Annotated in this window: 11 protein-coding genes and 5 pseudogenes; 10 read left to right on the top strand and 6 right to left on the bottom strand. The window is 35.2% G+C overall.

All coding sequences use genetic code 11. The annotated features are described in order from the left end of the window. A partial coding sequence (locus U860_RS0122880; protein ID WP_025150326.1) for a thiol-activated cytolysin family protein occupies nt 1-898 on the top strand: 898 nt, incomplete at its 5' end. 293 nt (nt 899-1,191) lie between these two features. On the opposite strand, the gene U860_RS0122875 is transcribed toward U860_RS0122880, so the two are convergent. The 4 genes from U860_RS0122875 to U860_RS0122860 form a co-directional block, all read right to left on the bottom strand. Further along, nucleotides 1,192-2,301, bottom strand: a complete 1,110-nt coding sequence (locus U860_RS0122875) for a Ger(x)C family spore germination protein (RefSeq protein ID WP_025150325.1) — start codon at nt 2,299-2,301, stop codon at nt 1,192-1,194. After that, entirely contained in the window at nt 2,298-3,398 is a 1,101-nt protein-coding gene (locus U860_RS0122870) for an endospore germination permease (RefSeq protein WP_025150324.1), read from the bottom strand. The genes U860_RS0122875 and U860_RS0122870 overlap by 4 nt, the downstream gene beginning before the upstream one ends. A 4-nt stretch (nt 3,399-3,402) precedes the next feature. After that, complete coding sequence (locus tag U860_RS0122865) at nt 3,403-4,938, bottom strand: spore germination protein (RefSeq protein ID WP_029953061.1); 1,536 nt, start codon at nt 4,936-4,938, stop codon at nt 3,403-3,405. 263 nt (nt 4,939-5,201) lie between these two features. After that, nucleotides 5,202-6,395 carry a nucleoside transporter C-terminal domain-containing protein gene (locus tag U860_RS0122860; RefSeq protein ID WP_025150322.1) on the bottom strand — a complete coding sequence of 398 codons (1,194 nt, stop codon included), beginning with the start codon at nt 6,393-6,395 and terminating at the stop codon, nt 5,202-5,204. A 102-nt stretch (nt 6,396-6,497) separates the two neighbouring features. Here U860_RS0122860 and U860_RS36580 point away from each other — a divergent pair. From U860_RS36580 to gndA, 8 genes and pseudogenes are all read left to right on the top strand, one after another. Next, nucleotides 6,498-6,638, top strand: a pseudogene (locus tag U860_RS36580) (site-specific integrase); the annotation flags it as partial. A 101-nt stretch (nt 6,639-6,739) separates the two neighbouring features. Next, nucleotides 6,740-6,953, top strand: a pseudogene (locus U860_RS36575) (histidine kinase dimerization/phospho-acceptor domain-containing protein); the annotation flags it as partial. A 302-nt stretch (nt 6,954-7,255) separates the two neighbouring features. Continuing rightward, the gene (locus U860_RS0122850; protein ID WP_025150321.1) at nt 7,256-8,701 is read left to right on the top strand and encodes a L,D-transpeptidase family protein; all 1,446 of its coding nucleotides are present in this window, start codon (nt 7,256-7,258) and stop codon (nt 8,699-8,701) included. A gap of 475 nt (nt 8,702-9,176) precedes the next feature. Then, nucleotides 9,177-9,908 (top strand): gluconate operon transcriptional repressor GntR, encoded by a 732-nt coding sequence (gene gntR, locus U860_RS0122845; protein WP_002175221.1) that lies wholly within the window; start codon nt 9,177-9,179, stop codon nt 9,906-9,908. Next, nucleotides 9,901-11,436 (top strand): gluconokinase, encoded by a 1,536-nt coding sequence (gntK, locus tag U860_RS0122840; protein ID WP_025150320.1) that lies wholly within the window; start codon nt 9,901-9,903, stop codon nt 11,434-11,436. The genes gntR and gntK overlap by 8 nt, the downstream gene beginning before the upstream one ends. A gap of 119 nt (nt 11,437-11,555) precedes the next feature. Then, nucleotides 11,556-12,902, top strand: a complete 1,347-nt coding sequence (gene gntP / locus U860_RS0122835; RefSeq protein WP_025150319.1) for a gluconate permease GntP — start codon at nt 11,556-11,558, stop codon at nt 12,900-12,902. Between the two features lie 277 nt (nt 12,903-13,179). Next, nucleotides 13,180-13,501: pseudogene (locus U860_RS33985) on the top strand (PDZ domain-containing protein); the annotation flags it as partial. Between the two features lie 178 nt (nt 13,502-13,679). Next, nucleotides 13,680-15,089, top strand: coding sequence for an NADP-dependent phosphogluconate dehydrogenase (gndA, locus tag U860_RS0122825; RefSeq protein ID WP_025150318.1), 1,410 nt, complete (start codon nt 13,680-13,682; stop codon nt 15,087-15,089). Between the two features lie 90 nt (nt 15,090-15,179). Here gndA and U860_RS0122820 read toward each other — a convergent pair. Continuing rightward, nucleotides 15,180-15,431: pseudogene (locus U860_RS0122820) on the bottom strand (cyclase family protein); the annotation flags it as partial. A gap of 575 nt (nt 15,432-16,006) precedes the next feature. Here U860_RS0122820 and U860_RS36010 point away from each other — a divergent pair. After that, complete coding sequence (locus U860_RS36010; RefSeq protein WP_002174157.1) at nt 16,007-16,156, top strand: hypothetical protein; 150 nt, start codon at nt 16,007-16,009, stop codon at nt 16,154-16,156. A 380-nt stretch (nt 16,157-16,536) separates the two neighbouring features. Here the strand turns inward: U860_RS36010 and U860_RS0122810 are convergent. Then, nucleotides 16,537-16,867: pseudogene (locus U860_RS0122810) on the bottom strand (IS4 family transposase); the annotation flags it as partial.

Genomic DNA, 16,867 nt, shown 5'->3' with positions numbered 1-16,867 from the left:
ATATCTTGATAATTCACTGAATATTGATTTTAATGCGATTGCAAATGGAGAGAAAAAAGTGATGGTTGCGGCATATAAACAAATATTTTATACCGTAAGTGCTGAATTACCTAACAATCCATCAGATCTTTTTGATAATAGTGTTAATTTTGATGAGTTAACTCGTAAAGGGGTAAGTAATGCGGCTCCGCCTGTTATGGTGTCAAATGTAGCTTATGGTAGAACAATTTATGTGAAATTAGAAACAACATCTAAGAGCAAAGATGTACAAGCTGCCTTTAAAGCCTTACTTAAGAATAACAGCGTCGAAACGAGTGGACAGTACAAAGATATTTTTGAAGAAAGTACCTTTACCGCTGTAGTATTAGGCGGAGATGCGAAAGAGCATAACAAGGTTGTTACAAAAGATTTTAATGAAATACGAAATATCATTAAAGATAATGCAGAATTAAGCCTTAAAAATCCAGCATACCCAATTTCATATACAAGCACTTTCTTAAAAGATAATTCAACTGCTGCTGTTCATAACAATACAGATTATATTGAGACTACAACTACAGAATATTCAAGTGCTAAAATGACGCTTGATCATTACGGTGCATATGTTGCTCAATTTGATGTATCTTGGGATGAATTCTCATATGATCAAAATGGGAAAGAAGTACTAACACATAAAACTTGGGATGGAAGCGGCAAAGACAAAACTGCTCATTTCTCTACAGTCATACCACTTCCGCCGAATTCAAAGAATGTGAAAGTCGTAGCGAGAGAATGTACGGGTCTTGCATGGGAGTGGTGGAGAACAATTATTAATGAACAAAATGTTCCATTAACAAATGAAATTAAAGTTTCAATTGGAGGAACAACATTATACCCAACTGCTAATATTAGTTATTAGTTAAAAGTGAAGCGCCCTGTAAACAGGGCGCTTTTCAAATATACCATACGCATCTAATTAGTGATTCAACATACTAATTTAAGTAAGGGGACCGTCACATAGCCATCAAGCTAAAATTTCATAGTACCCAAAAATAAAATTTTGTACTAATTTTTAACAAAAAAGCTTATTTTTTCGTTTAGGTGGTACTACATAAACTTAGCTTGACAGCGATGGATAATTTGAATTCTTAAGTTGATGGTAATATGGTGCTACCCAAGAAGTGCCTAAAAAATTATTATTTTGAGTTCTTGTTACTTGATTGTACCCATTCCACCAATTTTAACATGTACATTAACTTTAACATCAGCCTTCGATAATGCTTTTCCCCATTGCTTTTGGACTCTTTTCCAATCCTTATATGTATATGCTCGTGCATACACCCCAAGTCCAATAGGGTCAATTTCTGCTTTTTGTATTTTCTTTATGAAACGTTCTAAATCACTTTTCAACTGCTTTTCAATACTTTTTTCTAATCTCTCCTCATTATTCCTAACATTAAAAGGAAACAGTCGTTCTGAAATTACAATTCTCATATGTACATTCATATTAAACAAAAAATGATTTTTATATTGTACGCTTGTTTTTACTTTGGTACCTTGAGCACTAAAACTTAACCAATGTTTTTCTTTGCTTTCAGATTGTAGCGGTACGGCAATAGTAAATGGAAATTCTCCCTTTATGTTATTTTGTAAAGTGCTTAATAATAAATTTTCTTTTGGTGTAATAGTTAGCTTATATCTATTCTTTTCATCAAGTAATGCTGTACCTGTCAACTTTATATCGTTATTCTTTTTAAGTGCACTTATACTCGCTGTCATTCCTTTTTCTCTTGTTTGGTTATGAAAATCTTGAAGAGTCGTTTGTACAGTAATATTTCTTCTATGTCCAGTATCAATTAATTTTGCCAAATATATAGGAAGACGAGGTTTATTTTTGGGAGCAGAATAAATTATGTCTGAAACAGGTCCATCCACAGCAACAATTCTTGTAGTAACCGTGTTTTTGGGATCTCGATAAAAAGGATCTAAATAATCCACCCACTTCTTATGTTTTAAAAGTCGCTTACCAATCAAAATAAGTTGTGTCTTGCTTCCTGATGTCAAAGCCATAACCATGGTATCAAATTTTTCGCGAGAGTTTCGCACTGTAACAGATTTCACACCATATTGTTCTTCTTTAATCTTAGCTTCTTTATTGAAAACAGGACTGGATAAGTATACTTTCAAGTTATCATTTTCGTCCAAATCTAAACCCAGTATAAGAGTGAGTGTAACATCTTCTACATTCATTTGGTCTAAGTTTAAACACCCTGTGAGCAATAGTAGCGGAATTAAAACACTACATAATATTTTTTGCTTCAATGTGCTTCCCTCCGAAAGTATTTTTTGTGGATTAAGTTATATATCCATAAAAATACAGGGAATAAGAAAGCTAATACAAGTCCAGCTTTCGATGTGAGATTTTGAAATAGTTCAGATTCATTCCATGAGGGATGGATCCAAAACGTTACGATAATTACCGCCAATAATATAATAGCTACATGAGAAGTATGATCTTGTTTTCCAATTAGTTGACTAGAACAAAATGCAGCACTGTATACACAGGGAATCCATGCAGTAGAGACGACAAGTAAGTAAATAGCTAATAAAATCATATCAAACCGTTCTAAAAAACGAAATTCAATAGCTTTAAGCAAGTTTAGTACGGGTTGATTAAACTCTAAAATTGCATCTGGACTGAAGTATAAAAAGCAAATAACTATAGTAAATAGATAAAATAAAAATGTTAAGGTATTTGCTATAATAATGCCTTGCGTTGCATATTGCTTTTTTTGCAAAAAAGGATAAAGAAAAAATGCGATTTCAAATCCTATAAAGGAAAAGATAGTAGAAGGAACAGCCGAAAAGATAGGTTTCCAACCCTCCTTTAATATTGGAAGAAAATGTAGCCAATTACTATTTTCTAATGGTATGAAGAAAAAAAATGGAATCCACATTGTCATATAAAAGCTTAATTCACAGTATCGACCTATTATCCGAACACCATTGCGTGCAACCAGAAAGGTTGGAATAGAGAACAAAAACAAAATAATATAGTCGGCTGTTTTTGGAAGAAGCCAACCCTTAATATAAAGCATGCCATTAATTAGAACTGTCCATGCGTAAAAAGCAAAATATATCATATAAAGAATAATTACCATGGTAGCAATGATTTTCCCAAAAAGTCGAATAAGAATTTCATATAAGGTATCATTTGGATAGTGTTTGGCTGTTTGAATTAGAAAAATGCTGGCGGCCATAGCACAAAACCAGCCAATAAATAGTGCTATCCAGCTATCTGTGCCAGCTTTTTCTGCAAGTACCCTTGGAAGGGATAGGATTCCAGTTCCTACTTGTGAGGCATTAATAATAAAGATATATTGCATGACAGTGATGTCATTATATGCATATTTTTTCATATTTTCACCCTTTATCAGGATTAGTTTCTTTGTGATTCTTTGTAATATTTTTAGATTTTCTCTTCATTGACCACAAAGGAAAGCGAACGAATGTGTCCTTCATACCTGAAATGCGAAAAGGTGACAAAGGACTACCATAAGGAGTACCTAAGGACTCTAAACATATAAGATGTGCAATTATAGTCATCCAGCCGATAACAATTCCTACAATTCCAAATAAAGCAGCTAATAACATCATAGGAAAACGCAATAATCTTATTGCCAAACCCATTTCATAATTAGGAACAATAGAAGAAGCTATAGTTGTAACAGCAACAATAATAATCATGATATTACTCACAATCCCTGCTTGAACAGCAGCTTGTCCAATCACAATACCTCCAACAATCCCTACGGTCTGGCTAATGGGAGTGGGTAAACGAAGGGCAGCCTCTCTCATCATTTCTAAGGTAATCTCCATAAGTAAAGCTTCCATCACCGGAAGAAACGGAACGCGTTCTCTTGATTCTGCAATTGATAAATAGAGCTGTACAGGAATAACTTCATAATTAAATGAAATAAACGCTACATATGTTGCAGGTAACAATAAGGCTATAAAAAAGCCTATAAAACGTAGTAATCGAACAGCGGAAGATACTAACCAACGTGTTTCGTAGTCATCTATCCCTTGAAAGAAAGAAATGAAATTTACGGGGGCAATCAAAACATTTGGACTTCGATCCACAACAATGCCGAATCTCCCCTGAAGGATGTGAGATACAGTTGCATCTGGCCTTTCGGTCAAGATGAATTGTGGAAATGGTGAATAAGGATTATCCTCAATATATTCAATTATTTCACCAGTATTTATAACTGTATCCACCTCAATATTTTGAATTCTAGTTTCCAATTCCTTAAGTACATCGTTAGAAGCTATATCTCTTAAATATAAAATAGATACTTTGGTCTTTCCTCTACTTCCAATTAAAACCTCTTTTAATACTAATTCTTTATTAGGAATATACCTTCGTATTAAAGCTATATTTTGACTAGATGTTTCTACAAATCCTTGATGAGTCCCTTTTAGCGAGATTTCATTTTTAGGTTCTGTTATATCTCTTTGTGGCCACCCTTTTGTATTTAGTTGATATCCTGCGTGTAGACCGTGAACTAATAAAATGCTATCCCCTTGAAAAATAGCATTTTCGACTTGATTCCAAGTATTAATTGTTTGAACTTCTCCTATTGTGACAGGGAGACCATTACTAATATCAAACGGTTTATACATCAAAGGGGACAGTATATTATTATGAATAGATTGTGTATCTGTTAATCCGGATAAGTATATTAGAGCGGCTTCTGATTTATTTACTAGTTGAAATTGGCGAATTACCAGATCAGGGGCTTGTTGAAAAAGTATTTGAAGATTATTTATGTTTTGGAATAAGTCACAGTTAATGTTATGATTTTCTACATTTTCTTTCTGAGTATTTGAATTTCTATTGCCTTGATCATTTATCGAATAACGTCCTTGTTTTAAAAATTTAAAAATAGGAAACACAACATAAACTCCCCTCGAAAAGACTTTTCAATATGTTTATTGTGTATATTTTATAGGGATTTATTCCACTATTTACTGCAGTAGCAATTTTTGCTAACGTAGAAAGCCAATTCTAATCACGACTACTCACTGGGATATACTCTTCACTTTCCTTGAGGCGGGAGTCTTCTTGGCTAGAATGATAATGGGGACATATTTCCTTATGCCTTACACGGTTTACATAAATTTTATCTGTAAGGGTGTAAAGTATCTTCGATATTCATTTACCATACAAAAAGACCCACAAGCATAGCACTTAATAAAGAAACAGCTATTCCACTAACAAGAAGCTTCCATACATTCTTACCGATAATTGATGATTTTTCTTCGCCAAATAATGAATTGTAAGTTCCATAAATCATACCCACTGTACTAAAGTTTGCAAAAGAGGCTAGAAATGTTGTTGCAACTGCAATAGTATGCGGATGTAAAGTGTTTAGGTGTGATTTTAAATCCATCATTGCTACAAATTCATTAGTTGTTATTTTTATTCCCATTAATTCAGCTACATACATAGCATCAGTTCCTGATAAACCGAGTAAAAAAGCAAAGGGACTAAAGATAATAGAGAAGATTTTTTGAATTGTTAAACCAGTTACAAAAAAACTTAAAATACCATTTAAACATGCAGTTAATGCTACATATCCAATTACCATTGCTAAAATAACAATAACCATATTCATCCCAACTAACATACTGTTTGAAATGGTAGAAAAAAAATCTTTCTTTTCTTTTTTTGAAGGTGAATAAACAATATCTTCTTCTTTAGTGATTTCTATAGGATTTAAAACATTGGCTAAAATTAATGCGTTTATACAGTTTAAAGGAATCGCGCTGAAAATATATGTTGCTGGAACCATTGATAGATAAGCACCAAGAATGGAACCGCTGACGCTACTCATACTCATAATTCCAAAGGTTAACAAACGATTTTCTTTTAAAACAGATAATTGATCACGAACAACAGCAAGTGCTTCTGTGTTTCCTAAAAACATCATTTGAATGGAAAAGAAACTTTCTAATTTTGGTAAACGAGAAATTTTTGAAATGATTGCACCTACTTTATCAATAATCCAAGTTAAGATTCCAAAATAAGAAAGAATATCAAAAAAAGTGATAACAAAAATGATAGGAAGTAATGCGCTAAAGAAGAAGTCAATTGTTTGATTTTCCATAGCTGAAGGAAATGCAAATCGAATACCTTCATTCGCACATGATATTAGCCAAGAGAAAAAAGATGCAATTTTATTAATTATGATACTTCCCAATTTAGTGCCTAACATAAACCATGTAATAAGAAGTTCAAATATTATCAGAACAATGATTGGTTTCCATTTTATTTTTCTTCTATTAGGCGAACATAAGAAAACTAATAATAATACAATGAAAATCCCTATAATATTAAATATCAAATTCATGTCAACAACTCCTTGAGGTCTATTATTTGTATATAAAAAAGCTCTTATTCTTCCCACTTTGGCTAATACCCAGGAAAATATTGCTGAAAATGAGAGAAAAGAAGGCAGAAACGTATTCAATTGACTCCAGCATTAAAAAGAGAACTACGTCGGTAAATTGAAAAAAGAGATGAAAATGAATATTTAATTAAAAGTCGTGAAGAAAAGGATAAGCCGAATGGACGCAGCATGGCATATAAGATGGATTTTGAGAGTTTTATGATCAAAACTTTGAAAAACGATCAGATATAGAAACAAAAGCTATTGTAAAATGGTTTGCTGCGTGTTGGAATCAAGTTGGCGCTTCACATCAATTGAAAACACTACTGAGTGTAATACAAATATCAGCTTCTATTCTGCAAGATGGTATTGCGCCTGAAATGAATCAATTTTATTGGGAAACATTAGAGAGAAATAGAGAAAAAAAATGTGCTGATAGATGAAAAGCTCAATATGGCTAAGTATCAATCGGGTACGTATCAAATACAAATGGAACAAGTAAATATAGGTGATTTGATTTAGTGTGATTATTTTGTAGTATTTTTTTCGTTTTTAATTCATGAATTAATTTTTCTAAATCATTACTCCATACTTTTTTGCACCAGAACCATAAAATTGAATATAAACGTTTGTAAGCCTGTGTAAGTTTCTTTGCATTTGCCTGCACTTTGGTATTGCAAAAAAAGATCGACTCAACACTTTAAAATCTGGTAAAAAAATAATGAAAATTTAAGAATAATAGGGTAAACTAATCAATGGATTAGTATATAAACACACTAGTATACAGTCGATTGACGTTGATGTATTTGGAGGAATAGTTTATGAACAACAACACAATAAATGAATCAGTTGAAGAAATTGATAAAAAACGGGTGAGATCAAGCAAACGTTTTACAAATTGGAAGCTTATCGCAGCGGGTGGCGGTATAATTGCACTTCTCATTGGGGGAATGAGTTATTATCAGGCAACTCACTTCAATTCAAATGTTACGATTAATGACACAAAAGTCGATGGTCTGACCGCTGATCAGGCAATACAGAAATTAAACACATCTGGACTAGAAAACAAAGTCTATGTCGGTCAACAACAAATTTTAGATGAAAAAGATACGCAAATGGAACTTACGGAAAAAGAGCTGTCTCAAGTTAAGAAACTATTAAAAAGCCAGTGGACATTTTTCCCTTCCTCAAAGGAAACAAATTATTCACTGCTACCGGAAAAAGCGGATCAATATCGTAGCGAAACGCTGAGAAAAATTGTAGAAGAAAAGCTAGTCTCTATGAATAAGAAATTAAAAGCACCTCAAGATGCTATGGCGAAGCTCGAACAAGGAAAAGTTGTTATTTCGAAAAGCGTTGACGGAAAACAGTATGACGTTACTAGCCTATTGAAAGATTACGACAAGCAAAAGTATAAAAGCGAAATTCATCTGAAGTCTGCATACATACAGCCTATTAAAGAAGACAATCCGATTGTCAAAAAAGAGGAGCAAGCACTACAGGAACTTCTTCAACAGTCCGTTGATTATAAGGTACAGAATGAAGTTTATCCTTTAAAAGCGAAAGATTTAATTCAAAATGCCTCTATATCAAAGGATATGAAAGTTACAATCGATGCGAGGGACATTAAGAATAAGATTGCTGAAATTAATAATGTTAAATCAACATTAAATAAAGACTTCGCATTTAAAACCCATTCTGGTTCGGTCATATCAGTAAAAGGACAAGGCTATGGCTGGGCACTAGATGTTGAAAAAGAAACAAAGCAAGTTCAACAAGCCTTTGAAAAAGGCGAAAAATCGCTTTCTGCTTCTAATATTCATGGAAATGGCTGGGATAAAGAAGGCATCGGTTATGAAACAACATCGAATAATGGCATCGGAGACACGTATGCGGAAGTTTCAATTGCAGAGCAACAAATTTGGATTTACAAAGATGGAAATTTAGCAGTCACAACAAATGTAGTAACTGGTAAACATAGCACGGGTGAAGATACATCACCAGGTGTGTGGTATGTCCTTTATAAACGATCACCGTACACACTCAAAGGCAGTGCAGTAGGTAAACCTGATTATTCCGTTAAAGTAGATTACTGGGCTCCGTTCACAAATAGCGGCCAAGGGTTCCACGATGCCGGATGGCGAACAAACTGGGCAAATAATGCCTATTTAACGGGGGGATCGGGCGGATGTGTTAACCTTTCTCCTAGTATTGCAAAAACTGTGTATGATAATTTAAGCACTAATGAACCGGTTATCGTGTACTAGTAAATAGCAACCTCGCGTGAAGCGATGTATATATCAAGAACTTAAATTTATAAAAAAAGCAGGAAATCGCGAGTGATTTTCTGCTTTTTTTATTATTTATACTATGCATTTCTCGTGTGCGGGGTGGAAAAACAGTTATATACGTTAACGTTAATACATAAAGGCATATAATCATAATTTCATGACTTGTAAAAAAAGAGCATTACGTGGTGAGGTGTGTTAAAAAGAAAATACCCCATGCCCATCAAGCTAAGATTTTGAAATATCCCCAAAACGAAAATTTCATCTTTTCATAGTTGTCCGTAGGAATTTAGTTCATTTTTTTGTTTTGGATATTTGCTTTTCTTAGCTTGATGGTGATGGGGCTGTCTCCCCCCTAAAAGAATCGAAACAAAAAGTAAAAGAGCTTGCATAATTAAAAATCTGAGTTATAATACTTGTATACAAGTATACTTGATTAACATGAGGTGAAGTTATGACGGAATCAATTGGATTTCTTTATCCTGAAAAATGGCTTTCAAAAGCTTCTGCAGGTGATCGTGTTGCGAGCGAACTGAGAATGCGTATTATTGTAGGTGGAATTGAAAGCGGTACCATCCTATCGGAAAATAAATTAGCTGCCGATTTTTCTGTAAGTCGGTCACCCGTTCGTGAAGCATTAAAAGTACTAGCTTCTGAAAATATTATTCGCTTAGAAAGAATGGGCGCAGTTGTCATTGGTTTAACCGAAAAAGAAATCGAAGAAATATATGATGTTCGTTTACTTATAGAAACGTTTATCTTTGAGCGACTTGTAAAGATGGACACAAATGATTTAGTAAGAGAACTAAATAAAATAATGGAAATGATGAAAATCGCCATTAAATATCACGATGCTGATGAGTTTTCTTATCAAGATCTCTTATTCCATGAAACGATTATTCGCACCATTGAGCATTCCTACATCCTGATGATTTGGAATAATTTAAAGCCTGTTATGGAAAGCTTAATCCTTTTATCAATGCGTACCCGTTTCAAGGAAAAGTACGAAGACTTTGAACGGGTTATTAAAAATCATGAGCTTTATATAAAAGCAATCGAATCAAAAGATCGAGCCCTCATGATCGAGGCCTTACATCAAAACTTTGATGATGTTCAAGGGAAAGTTGAAGACCTCTGGATGTCACAACAAATGTTATCTAAAGGAGTAGAGCAAGGACATGAGTAGCTATATGTTAGGTATAGATATCGGTACAACAAGTACGAAAGCAGTTTTATTCACTGAAAAAGGCGAAGTCATCCAAACCGAGAATATTGGTTACCCACTTCGCACACCGGATATATCCACAGCGGAACAAGATCCAGAAGAGATTTTCCAAGCTGTTTTGCAAGCGATATCAAATATAACGAAACATCATTCAGATAAAAACCCATCGTTTATTTCATTTAGCAGTGCTATGCATAGTGTCATTGCCATGGATGAAAATGATCAGCCGCTGACACCTTGTATCACTTGGGCAGATAATCGGAGTGAGGCATGGGCACATAAAATCAAAGATGAACTGAATGGCCATGAAGTTTATAGACGAACAGGAACGCCCATTCACCCGATGTCGCCATTAAGTAAAATTACATGGATTGTGAATGACCATCCTGAAATCGCTGTTAGAACGAAAAAATATATCGGAATCAAAGAATATATCTTTAAACAATTCTTTGATCAATATGTTGTCGATCATTCCATCGCTTCATGCATGGGTATGATGAATTTAAAAACACTAGATTGGGATGAGGAAGCTTTAAAAATTGCTGGTGTAACACCTGATCAATTATCTGAACTCGTACCAACTACCAAAATATTTAGCAACTGCAATCCAGATTTAGCCCAAAAGATTGGTATCGATCCACAAACACCGTTTGTCATTGGTGCAAGTGATGGAGTACTTTCTAATCTAGGTGTGAATGCAATTCGAAAAGGCGAGATTGCGGTCACAATTGGGACAAGTGGTGCTATTCGAACCATCATTGACAAGCCGCAAACAGATAAAAAAGGAAGAATATTTTGTTATGCCTTAACGGAAAAGCATTGGGTAATTGGTGGACCGGTAAACAATGGTGGAATGGTCCTTCGCTGGATTCGTGATGAACTTGCTTCATCAGAAGTAGAAACTGCGAAAAGACTAGGAATTGATCCATACGATGTATTAACTAAAATAGCTGAACGCGTGAGACCTGGTGCAGACGGATTATTATTCCATCCATACCTCGCAGGTGAACGTGCACCATTATGGAATCCAGATGTACGTGGCTCCTTCTTCGGTTTAACGATGTCACATAAGAAGGAACATATGATTCGTGCAGCTTTAGAAGGCGTTATTTATAATTTATACACTGTATTTTTAGCATTAACCGAATGCATGGATGGTCCTGTAACCCGTATTCAAGCAACAGGCGGCTTCGCAAGGTCTGACGTTTGGCGACAAATGATGTCCGATATTTTCGCATCTGAAGTCGTTGTTCCAAAGAGCTACGAAAGCTCCTGTCTAGGTGCATGTATATTAGGTCTCTATGCCACAGGAAAAATTGATTCTTTTGAAATCGTTTCCGAAATGGTTGGCAGCACCTACAAACATACACCGAAAGAAGAAGCGACAAAAGAATACAGACAATTACTGCCAATATTTATTAACCTATCAAGGGCGCTAGAAGACGATTATACACGAATTGCAAATTATCAAAGAAATTTAATAAAGTAAAACTTTCATCAGTAATCCCTCACTCCTCGCTTCTATCTAAATCTTGAGGTGGGGGGGGCCTTACTGCCCACGAATAGCGGGATAAATACAAATACAGCTAATATTAGGGGGGAACTACGATGCCATTAGTCATTGTAGCAATTGGGATTTTAGCATTACTTTTACTGATAATGCGCTTTAAATTAAATACCTTTATTTCATTAATCATTGTATCGTTCGGCGTTGCTTTAGCACTTGGAATGCCACCAGAAAAAATTTATAAAACCATTGAAGCAGGATTAGGCGGAACACTTGGTCATTTAGCACTCGTTTTTGGACTTGGTGCGATGTTAGGTAAGTTGCTTTCAGATTCTGGGGGCGCACAACGCATTGCCATGACCCTTGTGAAAAAATTCGGTGAAAAGAACATTCAATGGGCTGTTGTGACTGCCTCATTTATTATCGGTATTGCATTATTTTTTGAAGTAGGATTAGTATTATTAATTCCGATTGTATTTGCTATTTCAAGAGAATTAAAAGTTTCTATCTTATATCTCGGTATTCCGATGGCAGCAGCTTTATCTGTAACACACGGATTTTTACCGCCACACCCAGGACCAACCGCTATCGCAGGTGAATTGCATGCAAACATCGGTGAAGTATTACTTTACGGTTTTATGATAGCGGTTCCAACAGTTATTTTAGCTGGACCTGTATTTACTAAAATTGCAAAAAAACTAGTACCTGAAGCATTCACAAAAACTGGTAATATTAAATCTTTAGGCGAGCAGAAAGTATTTAAACTTGAAGAAACTCCTGGCTTTGGAATCAGTGTTTTTACCGCTTTATTGCCTGTTATTTTAATGGCAATCGCTACAATTATTACTTTGCTGCAAAAGACAATGGGATTTAAAGATAATAGTTTACTAGCGGCGATCCAGTTTATTGGGAATGCGGATACTGCCATGTTGATATCCTTATTAGTTGCGATCTATACAATGGGATTGGCAAGAAATATTCCAATCAAAAACGTGATGGAATCTTGTACAACAGCAATCTCAAATATTGGGATGATGCTCTTAATTATTGGCGGAGGCGGAGCCTTCAAACAAGTATTAATTGATGGCGGCGTTGGTAGCTATGTAGCCGAATTATTCAAAGGAACTTCATTATCACCGATCTTGCTCGCGTGGATTATCGCTGCCATCTTACGTATTTCATTAGGGTCTGCTACGGTTGCTTCATTAACAACTGTCGGTTTAGTGATCCCGATGTTAGGTCACTCTGATGTTAACCTTGCTTTAGTTGTCCTTGCAACAGGAGCTGGTAGTGTAATTGCTTCACACGTGAACGATGCTGGTTTCTGGATGTTCAAAGAGTACTTTGGTTTAAGCATGAAAGAAACATTTGCAACATGGACCTTACTTGAGACTATCGTTTCCGTAGCCGGATTAGGATTTACTTTATTACTAAGCTTATTTGTATAGATCTTTCTAGACAGTAAAAGGGGTACGGAAACGATTCAAAGAATAACCCGCCACATCTGAAATTTTTTCCAATTAAACTTTTGGGATAAGTCATATGGGGTACTCTTTCCTTAGGAAAATTGGCAAATAGTCTACCGTCCCAATTAAGTACACTTTACTGGGACGAATTTAAAATGTATATCGTTAAAAAACAATTTAAATAGAGTATTTCTGGTTTGGAAAAGTAAAAAAAGATATAAAAATTCTATTTTTTACAGATGCGGCGGGTCAATGTCCGTACTGTATGCCAATGAGAGAATGAATTGCTGATAAAACGCGTACAGCGTATTTTGCAGCGCGCGATGATAGATTAGTAGTGTTTAGGCACGATCCCGAATACAGTTGGTGCAGAATTGAATCTGAAGCCCGGAGGGGTTATTACGAAAATAAACGGCGTGATTCCTAAAAGTACAGAGGAGTTTTATGGCGCGCTGCAGTCCAAGATGACAGGGGCATTTTGTAAGCTAGAAGCACTTGATACAAAAGGTGAGCCTGGCCTTGCTCAAACAGCGCTATATGCAGGTGGACATAATGAATTAGGTATTGTGTTTGTAGAGTAAGATCATAAGTGGGATACGGAAGTTACTCTTTATTTTTTAACTTGATGGTGATGTGCCGTGTCCCTATGATCTTTTGCACGCATCTTGAAATGAATAAGATGAATTATTTGATTAAAGTGTTACTTTAGGTATATATACTATAATATAGAGTAACATGCATAGAAAGGAACGATGAAATATGGCAAAGTTACAAATTGGAGTTGTTGGTGTGGGCGTTATGGGAAAAAGCCTCGCACTTAACTTTGAGAGCAAAGGGTATTCTGTTGCCCTATATGATATTTCAAAGGAAAAAGTAAATGAAATCATTGAGGAGAACCGTGGTAAAAACTTAGTTGGTACTCATATAGTTGAAGAGTTTGTTAACTCACTTGAATCACCTAGAAAGATTTTATTAATGGTTAATGCAGGGGAAATTACAGATAAGGCGATTGATTCTCTGCTTCCTCACCTCGATAAAGGTGATATTTTAATTGACGGCGGTAATACATATTTTGTCGATACAATCCGCCGAAACAAGCGTCTTGCTGAAGAAGGAATCGATTTCATCGGTGCAGGTGTGTCAGGCGGAGAAGAGGGTGCATTGAAGGGACCGTCTATTATGCCGGGCGGACAGAAAGATGCATATGAGAAAGTGAAGGATATGCTTGAAAATATCTCTGCAAAGGTGAATGAAGAGCCTTGCTGTTCTTATATCGGACCTAATGGGGCAGGCCACTATGTAAAGATGGTTCACAACGGTATTGAATATGGAGATATGCAATTAATTTGTGAAGCATATTTCTTCTTGAAACAAACACTTGATTTGACTGCAGAAGAGTTTCATGAAATATTTGCTGAATGGAATAAGGGAGAACTGAACAGCTATCTAATCGAGATTACAGCAGACATCTTCACGAAGAAAGATGAAGAAACTGGTAAGCCATTAGTGGATGTTATTCTTGATACTGCGGGACAAAAGGGTACAGGGAAATGGACAAGCCAAAGCGCACTTGATTTAGGTATATCTCTCCCTATTATTACAGAATCTGTATTTGCACGTTGCATTTCAGCTTTAAAAGAAGAGCGTGTGAACGCAAGCAAAGTTTTATCTGGACCTAAAGATAAAGCGGCAATTGGAGTTGAAAAAGCCGAATTAATTGAAGCAGTGCGCCAAGCTTTATATATGAGTAAAATTTGTTCTTATGCACAAGGATTCACGCAATTGAAGGCAGCTTCTGAGGAACATGATTGGAACCTTGATTTTGGCAGCATTTCTATGCTTTGGAGAGGCGGATGTATTATTCGTGCAGCCTTTTTACAGAACATTAAAGAGGCTTATGAGACAAACACTGACCTACCGAACCTTTTACTTGATCCATACTTTAAAGAAATTGTAGAGTCATATCAAGGCGGATTACGTCAAATTATCTCAGTGGCTGTACAACAGGGCATTCCGGTGCCTGCATTTTCAGCAGCAATTTCTTATTATGACAGCTATCGTACTGCAACACTACCTGCAAACTTGTTACAAGCGCAGCGCGATTATTTTGGAGCACATACGTATAAACGAGTGGATAAAGAAGGTACATTCCATACAAAATGGATATAAAATAAAAAAATGGACCAAGATTAAATTCTTGGTCCATTTTTTATCCCGCAATTCGCAGGCGGTAAGACTCCCACTGATGGAAGTTTCATTTTATTGGAATAATAACACACGCGCTGGGGATGCATCTGTACCCATTAGTTTTAATGGGGCTAAAACTATAAAGTATGTACCCGTTTCTACTTCTTTAAATGTTAATCCTTCGATTACAATAATATCGTGTGCAAATAGTGTTTTATGGGTTGGGTGACCTTCTTGGGCACGTTCAACACCTAATGCATCAATGCCCACACCGCGAATACCTTTTTCAGCAAGCCGTTTCGCACCGCTTTCAGCTAAATAAATTCATATATATGTTTTTATTTTTCTAATACATGCTTAATTTCCTTTTGTATAGTTTTTAAACGTATTACAATGGATTTCTGTCGTTCTAAAAAAGTTTCAATATCGTATACACCCCATGCCCATCAAGTTAAGATTTTAAAGTACCCCCATAACGAAATTTTTATCTCTCTACAGTTATTTATGTGAATTCAGCTCGTGTTTTGCGTTTTGGGGGATAATTAGTTTTTTAACTTGATGGCGATGGGGTAGCATCAGGATTTAGCGGATTTACAACGTTAAGGTAGAAATCCTTGTATCAATAGGGTTTACTCTATTGAGATTGTGAAGTTTCCTACTTAAACTAACGGGGTAGGTTAGTTTAATAAAGTAATATTTGGATTAAGATAGATATAAGTAGAAAAATTAATAACAAGGGGTGATTTTTTGGAGAAAAATATTGGGGATGTAGATTTTTTTAAACAAGTAGTAAAAAGACTTTGCAACTAATAAAGTAATAAGGTTTACTTCAGTAAAATAAGGTATATTATATTTGTTGAATAGATTCTCTTTAAAGACAAGAAAAGTAGGTGAACAAAGTGGGGAAATATCAATTGGATTACAAAGGTCAGGTAGCTGTGACAAAGTTTCATGAAAAACAGACGCCTGCCAAATTTGATAAAAAGCAGCAACTTGAAAAATTGCGTGCGGAGTATTTGAAAAAGAAGCAAAAACAAACAGATAAATAATACGTTACGTTTTTCTCAATTTTCTGTATATGGTGCAAACAAACACAAGAAAATAGGTAAGTTATTCATTGTTCAAATATATACAGGCTATTTTTTCAAACCTCTTACTTATGCAACTAACGCATGCCCATCAACTTAACAGAACAGGTTGCCCTAAAAACGATAAAAATGAACTTCATTGCTATAAAGGAATCTAATTTTTCGTTTTTGGGGTATTATAAAATTTTAACTTGATGGTGATGTGGCGGTACCCCACATCCATCAACTTAAGGTATATTTTTATATAAAACGCGGTCTTTTCACGTAGTATTTTATTATCGTTTATAGATGTTATAAAAGTAGGCATATCAAATAAACCCTAACGGGTTTGAATTTTTTTACTATGCTACCTGATGAGTAGAAGTGGTATACTCATACACAACGCCCAAAATATCAAAGACTGTTTTTTTCTCATATCTGTGAGATTTTTGTCCGTTTCGCTGTAGGAGGTTAAACAGACGAAGGAGAATCTTTGATAATTCTTGGGCGTTTTTATGTAATGCTTGATGAAAAAGTAAGAAATAATCTTTAATTATGTACATCGCTTTATATTCACTTAGCTCTTTCTGTTTCTTACGTAACAGGAGTTCTCTCATTTTAAACATAGTAGAAGAACATAATAGGATACTAATGAGTTGTCCATAAAGATGGCATTCTAATCGCTCTTGTTTA

The organism is Bacillus sp. H1a, assembly GCF_000633475.1.
GTDB classification, from domain to species: Bacteria; Bacillota; Bacilli; order Bacillales; family Bacillaceae_G; genus Bacillus_A; species Bacillus_A paramycoides.
The sequence above is the reverse complement of the archived record's forward strand: the minus strand, read 5'-3'. Positions and strand labels throughout refer to the sequence as shown.

Excerpts from the sequence above, each read along its gene's own strand:
- U860_RS0122850 (WP_025150321.1), top strand. The coding sequence starts at position 7,256 with ATGAACAACAACACAATAAATGAATCAGTTGAAGAAATTGATAAAAAA.
- U860_RS0122870 (WP_025150324.1), bottom strand. The coding sequence starts at position 3,398 with ATGAAAAAATATGCATATAATGACATCACTGTCATGCAATATATCTTT.
- gntP (WP_025150319.1), top strand. The coding sequence starts at position 11,556 with ATGCCATTAGTCATTGTAGCAATTGGGATTTTAGCATTACTTTTACTG.
- gntR (WP_002175221.1), top strand. The coding sequence starts at position 9,177 with ATGACGGAATCAATTGGATTTCTTTATCCTGAAAAATGGCTTTCAAAA.
- U860_RS0122860 (WP_025150322.1), bottom strand. The coding sequence starts at position 6,395 with ATGAATTTGATATTTAATATTATAGGGATTTTCATTGTATTATTATTA.
- gntK (WP_025150320.1), top strand. The coding sequence starts at position 9,901 with ATGAGTAGCTATATGTTAGGTATAGATATCGGTACAACAAGTACGAAA.
- gndA (WP_025150318.1), top strand. The coding sequence starts at position 13,680 with ATGGCAAAGTTACAAATTGGAGTTGTTGGTGTGGGCGTTATGGGAAAA.